This is a genomic window from Mucilaginibacter sp. (assembly GCF_035492695.1).
In the GTDB taxonomy this organism is placed as follows: Bacteria; Bacteroidota; Bacteroidia; order Sphingobacteriales; family Sphingobacteriaceae; genus Mucilaginibacter.
Map to the genome: position 1 here is coordinate 394,430 of NZ_DATJJC010000012.1, position 14,187 is coordinate 408,616.

The 14,187-nt window shown below is 45.2% G+C and carries 14 protein-coding genes; 8 read left to right on the forward strand and 6 right to left on the reverse strand.

Annotated elements, in window-relative coordinates; translation table 11 throughout:
- Positions 1 to 32 precede the first annotated feature (32 nt).
- Together tsaE and VL525_RS08505 are read right to left on the reverse strand one after the other, a co-directional pair.
- Entirely contained in the window at positions 33 to 449 is a 417-nt protein-coding gene (tsaE, locus tag VL525_RS08500) for a tRNA (adenosine(37)-N6)-threonylcarbamoyltransferase complex ATPase subunit type 1 TsaE (protein ID WP_325385385.1), read from the reverse strand.
- Positions 450 to 478: 29 nt separating this feature from the next.
- Positions 479 to 2,032 carry a bifunctional response regulator/alkaline phosphatase family protein gene (locus tag VL525_RS08505; protein ID WP_325385387.1) on the reverse strand — a complete coding sequence of 518 codons (1,554 nt, stop codon included), beginning with the start codon at positions 2,030 to 2,032 and terminating at the stop codon, positions 479 to 481.
- 131 nt (positions 2,033 to 2,163) lie between these two features.
- Here VL525_RS08505 and VL525_RS08510 point away from each other — a divergent pair, with 131 nt between their 5' ends.
- The 5 genes from VL525_RS08510 to VL525_RS08530 all read left to right on the forward strand — a co-directional run bounded on the left by VL525_RS08510 (position 2,164) and on the right by VL525_RS08530 (position 7,467).
- Positions 2,164 to 3,390 (forward strand): HD domain-containing protein, encoded by a 1,227-nt coding sequence (locus tag VL525_RS08510; RefSeq protein WP_325385748.1) that lies wholly within the window; start codon positions 2,164 to 2,166, stop codon positions 3,388 to 3,390.
- 61 nt (positions 3,391 to 3,451) lie between these two features.
- Positions 3,452 to 4,495: a UDP-3-O-(3-hydroxymyristoyl)glucosamine N-acyltransferase gene (gene lpxD, locus VL525_RS08515; protein WP_325385390.1), complete on the forward strand. Its 1,044-nt coding sequence runs from the start codon at positions 3,452 to 3,454 to the stop codon at positions 4,493 to 4,495.
- Between the two features lie 79 nt (positions 4,496 to 4,574).
- Positions 4,575 to 5,987 carry a bifunctional UDP-3-O-[3-hydroxymyristoyl] N-acetylglucosamine deacetylase/3-hydroxyacyl-ACP dehydratase gene (locus VL525_RS08520; RefSeq protein ID WP_325385392.1) on the forward strand — a complete coding sequence of 471 codons (1,413 nt, stop codon included), beginning with the start codon at positions 4,575 to 4,577 and terminating at the stop codon, positions 5,985 to 5,987.
- The gene (gene lpxA / locus VL525_RS08525; protein WP_325385394.1) at positions 5,984 to 6,766 is read left to right on the forward strand and encodes an acyl-ACP--UDP-N-acetylglucosamine O-acyltransferase; all 783 of its coding nucleotides are present in this window, start codon (positions 5,984 to 5,986) and stop codon (positions 6,764 to 6,766) included. The genes VL525_RS08520 and lpxA overlap by 4 nt, the downstream gene beginning before the upstream one ends.
- A gap of 80 nt (positions 6,767 to 6,846) precedes the next feature.
- On the forward strand, positions 6,847 to 7,467 hold the full coding sequence (locus VL525_RS08530) for an ABC transporter ATP-binding protein (RefSeq protein ID WP_325385396.1): 621 nt from the start codon (positions 6,847 to 6,849) through the stop codon (positions 7,465 to 7,467).
- A gap of 64 nt (positions 7,468 to 7,531) precedes the next feature.
- Here the strand turns inward: VL525_RS08530 and VL525_RS08535 are convergent, their stop codons facing one another.
- Both VL525_RS08535 and VL525_RS08540 read right to left on the reverse strand, forming a co-directional pair.
- Positions 7,532 to 8,095: a DUF922 domain-containing protein gene (locus tag VL525_RS08535; protein ID WP_325385398.1), complete on the reverse strand. Its 564-nt coding sequence runs from the start codon at positions 8,093 to 8,095 to the stop codon at positions 7,532 to 7,534.
- 21 nt (positions 8,096 to 8,116) lie between these two features.
- On the reverse strand, positions 8,117 to 9,061 hold the full coding sequence (locus VL525_RS08540; protein ID WP_325385400.1) for an SPFH domain-containing protein: 945 nt from the start codon (positions 9,059 to 9,061) through the stop codon (positions 8,117 to 8,119).
- A gap of 81 nt (positions 9,062 to 9,142) precedes the next feature.
- Here VL525_RS08540 and VL525_RS08545 point away from each other — a divergent pair, with 81 nt between their 5' ends.
- Entirely contained in the window at positions 9,143 to 9,331 is a 189-nt protein-coding gene (locus VL525_RS08545) for a hypothetical protein (protein WP_325385402.1), read from the forward strand.
- 42 nt (positions 9,332 to 9,373) lie between these two features.
- Here the strand turns inward: VL525_RS08545 and VL525_RS08550 are convergent, their stop codons facing one another.
- The gene (locus VL525_RS08550) at positions 9,374 to 10,495 is read right to left on the reverse strand and encodes a CapA family protein (RefSeq protein ID WP_325385404.1); all 1,122 of its coding nucleotides are present in this window, start codon (positions 10,493 to 10,495) and stop codon (positions 9,374 to 9,376) included.
- Between the two features lie 41 nt (positions 10,496 to 10,536).
- Positions 10,537 to 11,127, reverse strand: a complete 591-nt coding sequence (locus tag VL525_RS08555; protein WP_325385406.1) for a C40 family peptidase — start codon at positions 11,125 to 11,127, stop codon at positions 10,537 to 10,539.
- A 285-nt stretch (positions 11,128 to 11,412) separates the two neighbouring features.
- On the opposite strand from VL525_RS08555, the gene pdhA reads away from it, so the two are divergent.
- Both pdhA and VL525_RS08565 read left to right on the forward strand, forming a co-directional pair.
- Positions 11,413 to 12,408: a pyruvate dehydrogenase (acetyl-transferring) E1 component subunit alpha gene (pdhA, locus tag VL525_RS08560; RefSeq protein ID WP_325385408.1), complete on the forward strand. Its 996-nt coding sequence runs from the start codon at positions 11,413 to 11,415 to the stop codon at positions 12,406 to 12,408.
- Positions 12,409 to 12,455: 47 nt separating this feature from the next.
- Complete coding sequence (locus tag VL525_RS08565; protein ID WP_325385411.1) at positions 12,456 to 14,105, forward strand: pyruvate dehydrogenase complex dihydrolipoamide acetyltransferase; 1,650 nt, start codon at positions 12,456 to 12,458, stop codon at positions 14,103 to 14,105.
- Positions 14,106 to 14,187 lie beyond the last annotated feature (82 nt).

Genomic DNA, 14,187 nt, shown 5'->3' on the forward strand with positions numbered 1-14,187 from the left:
ATGAAGATACGGAAAAAACACGTCATGTTAAACTAAATCTTCGTAAAAGTTAATAAGCGTTCGTTGTTGCTTAATGCGCTAATATCCACTTGTATATAGTGATCAGGCAACAGTCCGGCTATCTTTTCGGGCCACTCGATAAAGCAGTAATTGCCAGAATAAAAGTATTCTTCGTACCCCATATCAAGCGCTTCCTCTTCTTTCTTTAACCGGTAAAAATCAAAATGATATATTTTTAACGTAGTCGCCCGGTATTCATTAATGATGGAAAATGTAGGGCTCGAAGTTGATTCTTTCACACCAAGGCATTCACAAAGCGCCTTAATAAACGTGGTTTTACCAGCGCCCATATCTCCATAAAAAAGAAATATTTTTTCATTCCCGGCAAAATGGATCAATTTTTCGGCAACGTATTTAAGTTCATTAATGTTTTTTACCGGCAGTTTCATTGGGCCAAAGATAAAAACATTAATAAAACCTATTTAGGCCCATAGGTGATGATCGGAATGATCATTTCCTCAAGCGAGATACCCCCGTGCTGAAAGGTCTCGTTATAAAAGTTAACAAAATGATTATAGTTGTTTGGGTAAACAAAATAGCTGTCGCTTTTGGCGAAAACGAAACTTGAGCTTACATGTAGTTTTGGCAGCATGACATCATGCGGGTTTTTGATATGGAATACATCCTTCGCGTTAAAATTGAGGTTTTTGCCTTGTTTGTAACGCAGGTTGGTATTGGTATTACGATCGCCGATTATCTTACTTGGGTTTTTAACGCAAATGGTACCATGATCGGTCGTAAGGATAACACGGGCCTGTTTTTGCGCCAAAAATTTAAGCAGGTCAAACAATGGCGAATGTTCAAACCACGACAGCGTCAATGAGCGGTAAGCTGCATCATCACTGGCTAGTTCGCGGATCATCTGCATGTCAGTACGCGCGTGCGAAAGCATGTCGACAAAATTATAAACCACCACATTCAGGTCATTGTTCATCAGGTTGTTTACCGAATCGTTCAGCGCGCGGCCCTCGTCAATATTCAGTATTTTGTGGTAGGAGAATTTACTATCTTTTCGCAGTACGCGCTTTAGCTGGTCGGCCAAAAATTGCTCTTCAAATAGGTTTTTGCCACCCTCGTCCTCATCATTCTGCCACATGCCAGGGAAACGTTTTTCCATGTCCAATGGCATCAGGCCCGAGAATATCGCATTCCTTGCATATTGTGTCGCCGTTGGCAAAATGCTGTAATAAGTATCTTCTTCTTCAACCCTAAAATATTCAGATATGATGGGGTTGATGATCTTGAACTGGTCGTACCTTAAGTTATCGATCAGGATAAAGAAAACCGGCCCTTTACCCTCCATTTTCGGGAACACTTTTTTCTTGAATAATTGTGGAGAAGTGATAGGGCCATCGTCCGGGTTTTTGATCCAGTCAATATAATTTTTTTCGATGAACTTACCGAACTGGACATTGGCCTCCGCTTTTTGAAGCGTCAGTATCTCGTGCATGCCTTCGTCTTCCAGCTTTTCAAGCTCCAACTCCCAATAGATGAGTTTTTTATAAACGTCAACCCATTCCTGGTAGCTCAACCGGTCATTAAGCGTCATACCGAGTGTGCGGAAATCTTGTTGATATGCCATGGTGGTTTTTTCGGTCACCAGGCGTTTGTTTTCAGTTAGCTTTTTTATGGTAAGCAATATCTGTTTCGGGTTTACCGGTTTTATCAGGTAGTCGTCTATCTTTGAACCGATAGCATCTTCCATCAGGTATTCCTCCTCATTTTTGGTGATCATCACGATAGGGACCTCATTATTCAGGTTCTTTATTTGCGACATGGTTTCGATACCAGTCAAACCCGGCATATTCTCGTCCAGGAATACCAGGTCGAAGTAATTGCTTCTAAAGGCATCAACAGCATCGTTGCCATTGGTAACAGTTTTTACGTTATATCCCTTTTCGCTAAGAAAAAGTACGTGTGGCTTCAACAAATCTATCTCATCATCAGCCCATAAAATGGTGGTATCCTGCATATTTATATTTTATACAAAGATAACCCCATTACAAGGGTTTTGTTACTATGCTTTTGTTGGAATTAACAAAAATTAACAAATAAAAGTGTATAATTTACTTCTATTTAACATTTTTGCACAGCATTAAGCCATTGAATAAAAAGAAGATCATAAACGACCCTGTTTACGGGTTCATCAGCATACCTGCCGGCCTGGTGTTCGATCTGATCGAACACCCTTATTTTCAACGGCTCAGGTACATCAAGCAATTGGGCATGACGCACCTGGTTTATCCGGGCGCTTTGCACACTCGTTTTCACCATGCGTTGGGCGCTATGCACCTGATGTGCCTTGCGATAGAAACGATACGGAACAAGGGTCATCAAATTACTGTTGAGGAAGAAGAGGCAGTTATTATTGCTATACTGCTGCACGATATAGGCCACGGCCCTTTCTCGCACGCCCTTGAGCAAACCATTGTCGAAGGGATATCTCACGAGGATATTTCCATATTGCTGATGAATAAGCTAAACCGGCAGTTCGACGGAAGGCTATCCATGGCCATCGAAATCTTTAATGGAACTTATCCCAAAAGGTTTCTGCACGAACTGGTGTCGGGCCAGTTGGATATGGACCGCATGGATTACCTGAACCGCGACAGTTTTTTCACCGGCGTTTCCGAGGGTGTCATCAGCTTCGACCGTATTATCAAAATGCTGGACGTTGTGGGTGATCATATTGCCGTGGAAGAAAAGGGGATTTATTCGATAGAGAAATTCCTGATAGCCAGGCGACTGATGTACTGGCAGGTGTACCTGCATAAAACGGTGGTGTCTGCCGAACAGCTGCTGGCCAAAATATTAAAACGAGCCCGCGAGCTGGCGCTAAAAGACAAACGGCTTTTTGCTACACCAGCGTTAAATCACTTCCTGAGCAACACCATTACTAAAGATGATTTTATGAGCAGCGATGCGCACGTCGAAAAATTTACAAAGCTCGATGATAACGACATTATGGCTGCATTGAAAGTTTGGGAAACCTGCGACGATTTTATACTCTCGTCACTCTGCCGTATGTTGATGCGCCGCCATCTTTACCACATCGATATTACAAATGATGCACCTGATGTGGCGTTGCTTGAAAAACTGTCGGAAAAAGCGATGGGTCAATACCCCATTAGCCAGGAGGAACTGGATTATTTTGTATTTACGGATACCATAAAAAATAACGCCTACAAACCTGGCGACGGTAGCATACTTATACTGATGAAAGACGGCAAGTTGCAGGACATTGCGCAGGCGAGCGATAACTCGAACCTGGAGGCCCTGGCCCGTACGGTTAAAAAATACATTATATGTTACACGAAAGAACTGATATGACCGCTGGTTGGCGGACGTATTTGTAGTTTGACGCTTCGATATTTACGCTTAAATTTGCCCGATGCAATTTACCGCCCAGGAGATAGGCTTTATGCTAAATGGAACAGTTGAGGGCGACCCGCGTGTCGCTGTCGACAAGCTTGCAAAAATAGAGGAGGCCGCTGCTGGTTCCTTATCTTTCCTGGCCAATCCTAAATACGAACAATACCTTTATACCACCAGCGCCTCGATTGTTATTGTAAATCGGGATCTCGCGCTTTCCGAGCCTGTAAACGCTACATTGATAAGGGTTGAAAATGCTTATTCTGCGTTTTCGGTACTGCTTGAAAAATACAATACTATTAAGCTGAATAAGACAGGCAACGAGCAGCCCAACTTCGTACATCCCGCCGCAACGGTAGGCGAAAATTGCTACATCGGTGCGTTTGCCTACATTGGTCCCGGTTCCACCATCGGTAATAATTGCAAAATATATCCTAACGTCTATATCGCGGATAATGTCAGCATAGGTAATGACGTTACTTTGTTTCCGGGCGTAGTGGTATATTTCGACTGCGTGATAGGCAATAATGTGATCATCCATTCCGGGGCAATAATAGGTAGTGATGGTTTTGGGTTTGCTCCTCAGCCGGACGGCACTTACAACAAGATAGCTCAGATTGGAAACGTTGTGTTAGAGGATAATGTAGAGATCGGTTCTAATACAACCATCGACCGCGCTACGATGGGTTCGACGGTAATACGTAAAGGGGTAAAGCTGGATAATTTGATACAAGTAGCGCACAACGTGGATATAGGGGAAAATACCGTTATTGCCGCGCAGACAGGTATATCCGGAAGCACCAAGATCGGCGAAAATGTTATTCTTGGCGGCCAGGTTGGTGTTGTAGGGCATATTTCGATCGCAAAGGGAACGCAGGTTCAGGCACAGTCGGGTGTAAGCCGGACCATTAACGAGGAAAATAAAAAATGGATGGGTTCGCCTGCTACAGCTTATGGCGACCACATGCGTTCGCAAATCGTTGTGATGCGCCTGCCTGAACTGGAGAAAAAAGTAACAGAATTAGAAAAGATAATCGCTGAACTGCGAAACAATAAGCATTAGTTCACCAGTTCATTAAAATCGTTAATGAACTATTTACCAATGAACAACTGAACTAATGAACTAATGGACAATACAAATAATGAACGTAAAGCAAAGAACCATAAAAGCGCCGGTAACTATATCCGGGACAGGCTTGCATACCGGCGAGAAGGTTAACCTGACATTTAACCCTGCGCCTGAAAATCATGGTTATAAGTTCAGACGTGTGGATATTGGCGGTGCGCCTGTTATTGATGCCGACGTGGACAACGTAACGGACACATCGCGCGGAACCACCATCTCACAAAACGGCGCAAGCGTAAGTACCATTGAACACGTTCTGGCGGCATTGGTTGGCCTGGAGATCGACAACGTGCTTATTGATATGGACGGACCGGAAACGCCTATTATGGATGGTAGTTCGATACAATTTGTAAATGCTTTATCCAAAACAGGTTTTACCGAACAGGATGCCGACCGCGAATACTATCACATACCCTATAATATTCATTATTCCGAACCTGACCGCAAGGTGGAAATGGTAGCCATGCCACTCGACGATTATCGCTTTACCTGCATGGTCGATTACAACTCACAGGTATTGGGTAGCCAGCATGCCAGTATCTCTACCATATCCGAATTTAATACCGAAATTGCCTCGTGCCGTACTTTTTGTTTCCTGCATGAGCTGGAGATGCTTTTGAAACATAACCTCATCAAAGGTGGAGATCTGAATAACGCGATCGTAGTAGTGGATAAGGATGTTGACGACGAGGAACTGGCTCACCTGGCACGCATATTTAACCGCAAGGACATCAAAGTGGCGCCACAGGGAATATTGAATAATATTGAACTGCGTCATCAGAACGAACCGGCTCGTCACAAGTTGCTGGATATGATAGGCGACCTGGCATTGGTTGGGGTACCGCTGCGGGGCCATATCATGGCAGCAAGGCCCGGCCATGCCGCAAATGTCGCTTTTGCGAAAAAGATTAAGACACTGATCAAAAAGGAGCGCAGCCGTAAACATATTAAAGTTTACGACCCGAATATGAAACCGGTATTCGATACCGTTGATATCATGAAAATATTGCCGCATCGCCAGCCTATGCTGATGATAGACAAGATACTGGAGTTAAGCAAAAGCCATGTGGTTGGGTTAAAAAATGTAACCATGAACGAAGATCTGTTCGCAGGGCATTTTCCTGGTGCGCCTTTGTTCCCGGGAGTGTTGCAGATAGAAGCAATGGCGCAAACCGGCGGCATTTTAGTTTTGAACACGGTTCCCGATCCGGAAAATTATATCACCCTGTTCCTCAAGATCGAAAATGCAAGGTTCAAAGACAAGGTTGTGCCGGGAGATACCATCATATTCTATTGTAATCTCATAGCGCCTATACGCAGAGGTATTGCACAGATGAAAGGCGTTGGTATGGTAGGGTCCCGCATTGTAGTTGAAGCGGAATTGATGGCCCAGATAGTTAAAAAGACAAAAGAAGAAAAAGAAGCATGATACAGCCCTTAGCATATATTCATCCGCAGGCCAGGATAGCCGATAACGTGGTAATTGAACCTTTTGTAACTATACATAAGGACGTTGAAATAGGCGAGGGCACCTGGGTGGGTTCAAATGCCACCATCATGGACGGCGCCCGCATCGGCAAAAATTGCCGCATATTCCCCGGAGCTGTTGTGTCGGCTCCGCCGCAGGACCTCAAGTACCGTGGCGAACAAAGTACCGTAACCATTGGCGACAATACCACCATAAGGGAATGTGTTACCCTTAACCGGGGCACAGCGCTGGATAAAAACACCACCACAATTGGCAGCAATTGCCTGTTGATGGCGTATGTGCACGTGGCGCACGATTGCGTGATAGGCGATAATGTGATCATAGCAAATTCAGTACAGCTGGCGGGCCATATCAATATATACGAGTATGCTTTCATCGGCGGTACGTCGGCGGTGCACCAGTTTGTCGAAATAGGAGCGCATAGCATGATCTCAGGCGGTTCGCTGGTGCGTAAAGATGTCCCGCCGTATACCAAGGCCGGCCGCGAACCGCTTTCTTATATCGGCATCAATTCGGTTGGACTGCGCCGCAGGGGTTACTCGGCAACTACCATTAACGAGATACAGGAGATATACCGCATCATCTTTCTGAAAAAATATAATGTGACCAAAGCCATGGATATCATCGAGGCGGAATTTGCACCGACCGTTGAACGGGATGAGATCATTAATTTTGTTTCCAACTCGCAACGCGGTATCATGAAAGGGTTTGGTATTTAATATTTGAGCTTACAATTCATGGTCGATGGGTCATAGTTAAAGATGCCTGACATGAACCATGATCTGTAAACCATGAACAAATGAGGATCACTCTCCGAAACACAGGCCGCCGGTTCAACCGTGACTGGATATTCAAGGGTATTGACTATGTGTTTGAACAGGGTACGGCTTATGCTATACTTGGCCCCAACGGTTCCGGAAAATCCACTTTGCTCAGCGTTTTGAATGGCAGCCTTGCCCCTTCAGCGGGGGAGATAAATTACCTGCTTAGCGGAAAACCCGTCGAATCAGAATTTGTCTTCAAATACCTAAGCCTCGCTGCGCCCTATCTGGAGCTTATCGAAGAGTTTACCCTGACAGAAATGATCGGCTTTCATTTTAAATTCAAGCCCCGCAAGGCCGGAATGGACGACAAAGAGGTAATAACTTTACTGGGCATGGAGCAGAGTAAAAACAAGATGATCAAATATTTTTCGTCGGGCATGAAACAGAGGTTAAAACTGGCCCTTGCTTTTTGCTCAGACACCCCTGTGCTGATGCTCGACGAGCCAACCTCGAACCTCGATAAACAGGGCGTAGAATGGTACCTGGGCCTGGTACAACAATTTGCCGCCGGGCGCCTTACTATCATTTGCTCAAACCAGGAGCATGAATATGGTTTTTGCACCCAACACCTCGATATTTCCGATTACAAAAAATAGTAAATTTGCTGGCAGCTGTAGCGTACCCATAATATGGTGCGGCACGGCTTTGTGGCTCGATTATTTATCGCTGCAATAAGGCTGTATGGTTTGCCGATTGCTGATAAGCCAGCTTTCTTTGGAAATATTTATCCCAGCTGGTTTGCTGTACGCTGTTTTTTGAATTGAGGGTATCGTCATCATAATCGGCGTTCAACTGTTTGTATTTTGCATGTATACGATCGAACTCGCCTTCAACTTCGGCTTTATAATTGGTGCTGAAGTGCATGCGGTTAAGAGTATATAATAATTCCTGCCCCTCGAAATAACTGATATTGTAATGTCCCTGCTCGTGTTTGAGTATGTCGGCAAGCATAGCTGCCGATGTGATGCGTGAACGGTCTATCCACGATCTTTCATTATCCATAGTAAGCGCAACGTGGAAAGTGAGCTGGCAATTATTACCCTCTTGATGCACATCATATTTCAGATCGACAAAGCAGCTTGTTTCTGCAATCGTGGCGCCGGTACGCCGGGGAATTCCTCTAAAATCATTAACTGTCAACACCCGGTAAGGCTGGGCATTACCAACAAGGAAAATAGTGCTAAACAACACCGTCAACGTCACACTCACTGATCTTCTCTTCATTACTCAATAAAGGGTAAAAATTTATTTCCCTTTTTTGACGTTATCTGCATGCAAAAGGTTTAGGCTCATTACCTCTTTTAACGTTTTTTGCATCGCATCGGTCGAGCCATCCAGGAATATCACGTTTCCCTGCGAGTTTTCAGCAAAGTGTTTGATCGATTCTGTCCACATGGTAAACATGATAACGGAGGTATCCATATCGGCCTCGTGCATTTCCTTGGCAGCGGCGGTCATACCTTTGGCCACTTCCTCGCGGAACAAAGCGATACCCTGCCCCCGCAGCTGGGCGGCCTGGCGTTCAGCCTCTGCAGCAATTTTGATGGCGTTACCTTCGGCCTCTGCGGCTTTTGTTTTGGTGATCAGCAAGGCCTGGCCCTCGTTTTCAGCGGCTGCTTTCAGGTTGTTCGATGCTACCACCTGGCTCATCGATTTCAGGATCACATCATCAAAGGTAATGTCGTTCAACTGAAGGTCCTGCAAATGATAGCCCCAGCTTTCCAGCACCTGGTCAAGCTGGCCTTTTACATGTTCCACAATATCTCCCCTTAGTATCAAAACATCCGCCTGTTTCTTGGTAGCCACATAAGCGCGGATAGAGCCTTCGATTGTGCGGATAAGCGCTTGCATCAGGTTACGCTCGTCAACAAACTTAAAGGCTACGTTTTTTATGGTTTCTTCCATCTGGTCCAATACCGAATAAAGCAGCATGGCTTTAAAATAGACTTTGGCCTGATCAATTGTTACTGCCTGGAACTCCAGTTCCACCGACCGGTTCTGGATAGATATGCGGCTATGTATCTGCTCTATAAGCGGCAGCTTAAGATTAAGGCCGGGGTGCAGTATGCGGCGGTATTTGCCAAACACCGTTACCACGGCGATAGTGCCCTGTTTTACAGTCACAAATGAACTGAAAAGAATGATCAGGCCAATAAAAACGACGATCAAAAAAGATATTGCTGGGGTCATGATTTAGATTTATACCAATAAATATAGCTTTTTATTTTTGGGTATGGTATTTGTTTTTGATGATCGGGAAAAACAATTGCCATGAATTTAAAGCGAACATTCGGTGCTATATTAACAACACTCGGCATAATAGGCCTCATTTACGCTGGCATATCCATTATGCAACATAGTGCAAAGGCGACACCTATTATAGTTATCGGAGTACTGGGGCTGATATTCTTTTCGTCGGGAATTGGCCTGATAAAAACAACCGCGGACCAAACGAAATAAGAATTTTGAGAGGGGTAATGCATTGCATCTCTAAAAGGGATATCACTCATCCGAGCTCACTGTCCCGTCATCATCAATCTCTAATCCCGAATTCGGAAAGTCCTTCTCCGTCAATATTTTGATGCGTTTTACTACGTGGTTGAGGGTGTCCCGGCTTAGGCCATCAAGGTGGGTTTGCCTGAAGGAAATAATATTTCCGCTCAGGAACTCACCCTTTTTATTCAGTTTTACTTTCAGCAGGGGCGCCATGCCGCATACGCCGGCCACACTTACGCTTTTGTAAGTGCAAAAATTTCCCAAACTATAGGCTATCAGCCGGCCTTTGTATTTTTCCAGCGCGCGGCTCACATGCGGGCCGTTACCCAGCACAATATCGGCGCCGGCATCGATAGCGGTATGGGCGAAGGCTTGAACGTTGCCCCGCTTGCCATGCATAAAAGATTCCATTTTAAAAGGAACGTGCTCGTAACCCGCACCTTCGGCTCCGCCATGGAACGATACGATCACAATATCGGATCGCTGTTTAAGTTCGCTGATTACTCTGGATACATGACGTAGTTCAAGCAGCGATGTGGTATGTGCGTTCGGCGCAAAGGCACAGAAGCCGTATTTGATGCCGCGTTTTTCGAAAACAGTTGTCGGGCAGGTTTCCAGGCCGGCATAATGGATGCCGTAACCGTCGAGTGTTTTGGTGGTGCTGGTATAACCTTTTTCGCCAAAATCGGTGATGTGATTATTGGCCACGCTTACCAGGTTAAAGCCCGCATCTTTGAAAACTTTGCCGTAATAGGTTGGCATGCGGAACAGGTAGGCCACTTTCAAATTTTTTTTATAGGTGGCAGGGTCTCCGGTATCAAGTAAAGTACCTTCCAGGTTCCCAAATACAATATCCGACCCTTTAAGATATTTTTTTGCCTTTTCGAAACTCCCTTTTGCACTATCGGGCGGCAGTTTACTACCGTCCGGGTAGGCCGAACCGAGCATCATATCACCTACGGCGGCGATGGAAATAGTATCGTGTACTTTAATAATTGCCAAAGTATCCCGCTTGCGGGCAATTGCTTTTTTTGCTTTGTGACGTACTACCGGGAATGCCGCAGGTTTCTCGCACCCGGTTACCAGGGCTGTAAGCAATAGGCTGATGATAAGGAAGTACGGCTTCATGACAAAAAAAAATCCTTTCACTTGAAAGGATCAAAATCTTTTTACTGTTTATTGCTGCTGTCGTCAGGAGAATCGTCCTCGTCTTCCAGTTGCTTTTTGAAAACATCCAGCAAACGGCCGCCTTTATAAAAGTAGCGGCTGTAATAGCCGTCTTCAAGGCTGTTTATAGCCACACCCCTTGATGAAGCGTGAGCGAACTTGCCGTCGCCCAGATAAATGCCTACGTGGCTTATGCTGCGACTGTGTATCTTAAAGAAAACAAGGTCGCCTTCTTTCAGGTCGTCCTTGCGGACAGGGCTAACCATGCTGAAAATATCGCGCGAATTACGTTTGATAGTAAGATTGAAAACCTTGCTGTATAATTCTTTTGTAAATGCTGAACAGTCTATGCCTTTTTTTGAATCACCACCAAAATGGTACGGAGTTCCTATCCAGTCATAAACAAATTGGAAAAGTTTTACGTTGGAAGTGGTGGACAGGGCCACGCCCATTATCTGCGAAAAGTAATCTTTTACTAAGCCGTCTTCTTCTTGTTTGTCTTTATCGGCAGGTGGTGTAGGTGCGCTTTTTGTTTGAGCTTGCGCTGCAACAATACTGAGGCTCAACAGAATAGCGAATATAAATTTCTTCATTTAATCTTTAGTCTTTGTTGCGTCAGGGTGCAACATTGAATTATTAAACTAGACCCTTTACCCGTGGTCAGCTGCAAAACTATCTTAATTTTTTAGAATTACAAATTAATGACACGTTTTTTATGAAAAATGCAAAAATGGAGCTGCCTCTTCCCTTTTACGGGAAACTTTTCGAAAAGTTTCGGGAATGAATATTTCTTTCTAACAAATTTGTTGCGGTTTCGATATTTACGCGGATATAATTAGATTTGCGCTTTCTCAAAAAAGAAATTTGGTTTACAACAAATGAGTTCCATTGAAATAAACAAAGACACCTACCTGATGTGGTACGAAGCGATGCTTCTGATGCGCAGGTTCGAAGAAAAGGCCGGGCAACTTTACGGGCAACAAAAAATACGCGGCTTTTGTCACTTATATATAGGCCAGGAAGCTGTAATGGCGGGCGCTATGTCGGTGTTAAAGCACGAGGACAGTATGATCACCGCTTACCGCGATCACGCACATGCGTTGGCTAAAGGTACATCACCCAATGCCGTGATGGCCGAGCTTTATGGAAAAGCTACCGGCTGTTCAAAAGGCAAAGGCGGATCGATGCACATGTTCGACAAGGAAAATAACTTTTATGGCGGGCATGGTATAGTTGGCGGCCAGATACCATTGGGTGCAGGAATAGCTTTTGCTGAGAAGTTTAAGGGGACCGATTACGTGTGCTGCGCCTATATGGGTGACGGTGCTGTGCGCCAGGGTGCTTTGAACGAAACGTTCAATATGGCGTCGCTTTGGAAGCTGCCTGTCATCTTCATCTGTGAGAATAACGGTTACGCTATGGGTACCTCGGTGGAACGTACTACTATCCAGACTGACATTTATAAATTAGGCTTGCCTTACGATATACCTTCGTCGCCTGTTGACGGTATGGACCCGGTTGCCGTGCATAATGCTATGGACGAGGCGGTATCCCGCGCACGTGCCGGTGAAGGACCAACATTCCTTGAGATGCGCACTTATCGTTATAAAGGGCACTCCATGTCCGATCCGCAAAAGTATCGTACCAAGGAAGAACTGGAAAGTTACAAGGCAAAGGACCCGATAGAAGCGGTGAAACAAACTATATTGAAGGAAGGTTACGCTGACGAGAAATGGTTTGAGGATATGGAAGAGAAAATAAAGGCCGAAGTTGAAGAATCCGTTAAGTTCTCGGAAGAGTCGCCGTATCCTGAAGCATCAGAACTGTATACCGATGTTTACGTGGAGAGCGATTATCCTTTTATAAAGGACTGATATATTTTATACTAATTTTATAAAAAACACTATTCATTTAATAGTATATGGCCGAAGTAGTTAAAATGCCTAAAATGAGCGATACCATGACCGAAGGGGTATTGGCGAAATGGCATAAGAAGGTTGGCGACAAAGTAAAATCGGGCGATGTGCTGGCCGAAGTGGAAACTGATAAAGCCACGATGGATTTCGAATCGTTCCAGGATGGTACTTTATTATATATAGGTGTCGAGGAAGGTAAAGCCGTGCCGGTTGATACCGTGATTGCTGTGCTGGGTAAGGAAGGCGAGGACTATAAGGCGGCGCTTGAAGGCGCAGCAAGCCCCGCACCTGCTGCTGAAGAAAAGAAAGAAGAGGCCAAACCGGTTGAAGATAAAAAACCTGCTGCAACTGCTGCACCAAAGGTTGACACCTCAAAAATACCCGCCACAGTTATCCGCATGCCTTTGCTGAGCGACACCATGACCGAAGGCGTGATACAAAAATGGAATTTTAAAGTAGGCGATAAAGTAAAAGCCGATGATTCGTTAGCCGACGTAGAAACCGATAAGGCAACCATGGAGGTTGTGGGGTACGAGGCAGGTACCTTATTATACATAGGTGTAAAAGAAGGGGAAGCCGCTGCTGTAAATGGTATTATAGCCATTGTAGGTAAGGAAGGAACAGATATCACACCATTGCTACAGGACGGTGGAGGTGAAGCAGCTCCGGCTGCGGAAGCGCCAAAAGAAGAGGCCCCTGCACAAGAAACCGCTGCCACTACTGCGGCCGCCACTTCAACGGAAGACGACAGCCGTGTAAAAGCATCACCTTTGGCACGTAAGATAGCCAAAGAAAAAGGCATCAACCTGAACGATGTTAAAGGAACCGCCGATGGCGGCCGTATCGTGAAAAAGGATGTCGAAGGATTTACGCCATCTACCAAAGAAATAGAACAAAAACACGCTGCCGAAGCTGTGCCTGCAAGTGCACCGGCGAAAGCAGAAAAAACAGTGGTTATTCCGCAATATGTTGGCGAGGAAAAATATACAGATAAGCCGGTTACGCAAATGCGTAAAACTATTACGCGCCGTTTGTCTGAAAGCTTTCTGATCCCGCATTTCTATGTGACCATCACGGTTGATATGGACCAGGCGGTGGCTGCCCGTACCAAAATGAATGACTTTGCACCGGTTAAAATATCGTTTAACGACTTAGTGCTGAAAGCCTGTGCGGTTGCTTTAAAACAGCATCCAGCAGTTAACTCATCGTGGCTGGGCGAAAGTATCCGCACCAACGAGCATGTGAATATCGGTGTGGCAGTAGCGGTTGATGAAGGTTTGCTGGTTCCGGTAGTTCGTTTTGCCGATGGTAAATCATTGAGCGCTATATCGGCCGAAGTAAAAGACTTTGCACAACGTGCCAAAGCTAAAAAATTGCAATTGCCCGAAATGGAAGGTTCAACCTTCACTATATCCAACCTGGGTATGTTTGGGGTAGATGAGTTTACCGCCATTATCAATCCTCCGGGAGCCTGTATACTGGCCGTTAGCGGCATACAGCAGGTGCCTGTGGTGAAGAATGGTACTGTAGTACCGGGAAATATTATGAAGCTGACTCTTACCTGCGACCACCGCGTTGTTGACGGGGCGACAGGCGCGGCGTTCCTGCAAACGCTGAAGTCGCTTTTAGAAGAGCCCGTTCGCTTGCTGGTTTAATTAAAAACTGGTTTGAAGATATAAAAGCGACGGGTTTGCCTGTCGCTTTTTTTGTAATTATCGCACTGAACTTACAGTGGTC

Excerpts from the sequence above, each read along its gene's own strand:
- tsaE (WP_325385385.1), bottom strand. The coding sequence starts at position 449 with ATGAAACTGCCGGTAAAAAACATTAATGAACTTAAATACGTTGCCGAA.
- VL525_RS08505 (WP_325385387.1), bottom strand. The coding sequence starts at position 2,032 with ATGCAGGATACCACCATTTTATGGGCTGATGATGAGATAGATTTGTTG.
- lpxD (WP_325385390.1), top strand. The coding sequence starts at position 3,452 with ATGCAATTTACCGCCCAGGAGATAGGCTTTATGCTAAATGGAACAGTT.
- VL525_RS08520 (WP_325385392.1), top strand. The coding sequence starts at position 4,575 with ATGAACGTAAAGCAAAGAACCATAAAAGCGCCGGTAACTATATCCGGG.
- lpxA (WP_325385394.1), top strand. The coding sequence starts at position 5,984 with ATGATACAGCCCTTAGCATATATTCATCCGCAGGCCAGGATAGCCGAT.
- VL525_RS08530 (WP_325385396.1), top strand. The coding sequence starts at position 6,847 with ATGAGGATCACTCTCCGAAACACAGGCCGCCGGTTCAACCGTGACTGG.
- VL525_RS08535 (WP_325385398.1), bottom strand. The coding sequence starts at position 8,095 with ATGAAGAGAAGATCAGTGAGTGTGACGTTGACGGTGTTGTTTAGCACT.
- VL525_RS08540 (WP_325385400.1), bottom strand. The coding sequence starts at position 9,061 with ATGACCCCAGCAATATCTTTTTTGATCGTCGTTTTTATTGGCCTGATC.
- VL525_RS08545 (WP_325385402.1), top strand. The coding sequence starts at position 9,143 with ATGAATTTAAAGCGAACATTCGGTGCTATATTAACAACACTCGGCATA.
- VL525_RS08550 (WP_325385404.1), bottom strand. The coding sequence starts at position 10,495 with ATGAAGCCGTACTTCCTTATCATCAGCCTATTGCTTACAGCCCTGGTA.
- VL525_RS08555 (WP_325385406.1), bottom strand. The coding sequence starts at position 11,127 with ATGAAGAAATTTATATTCGCTATTCTGTTGAGCCTCAGTATTGTTGCA.
- pdhA (WP_325385408.1), top strand. The coding sequence starts at position 11,413 with ATGAGTTCCATTGAAATAAACAAAGACACCTACCTGATGTGGTACGAA.
- VL525_RS08565 (WP_325385411.1), top strand. The coding sequence starts at position 12,456 with ATGGCCGAAGTAGTTAAAATGCCTAAAATGAGCGATACCATGACCGAA.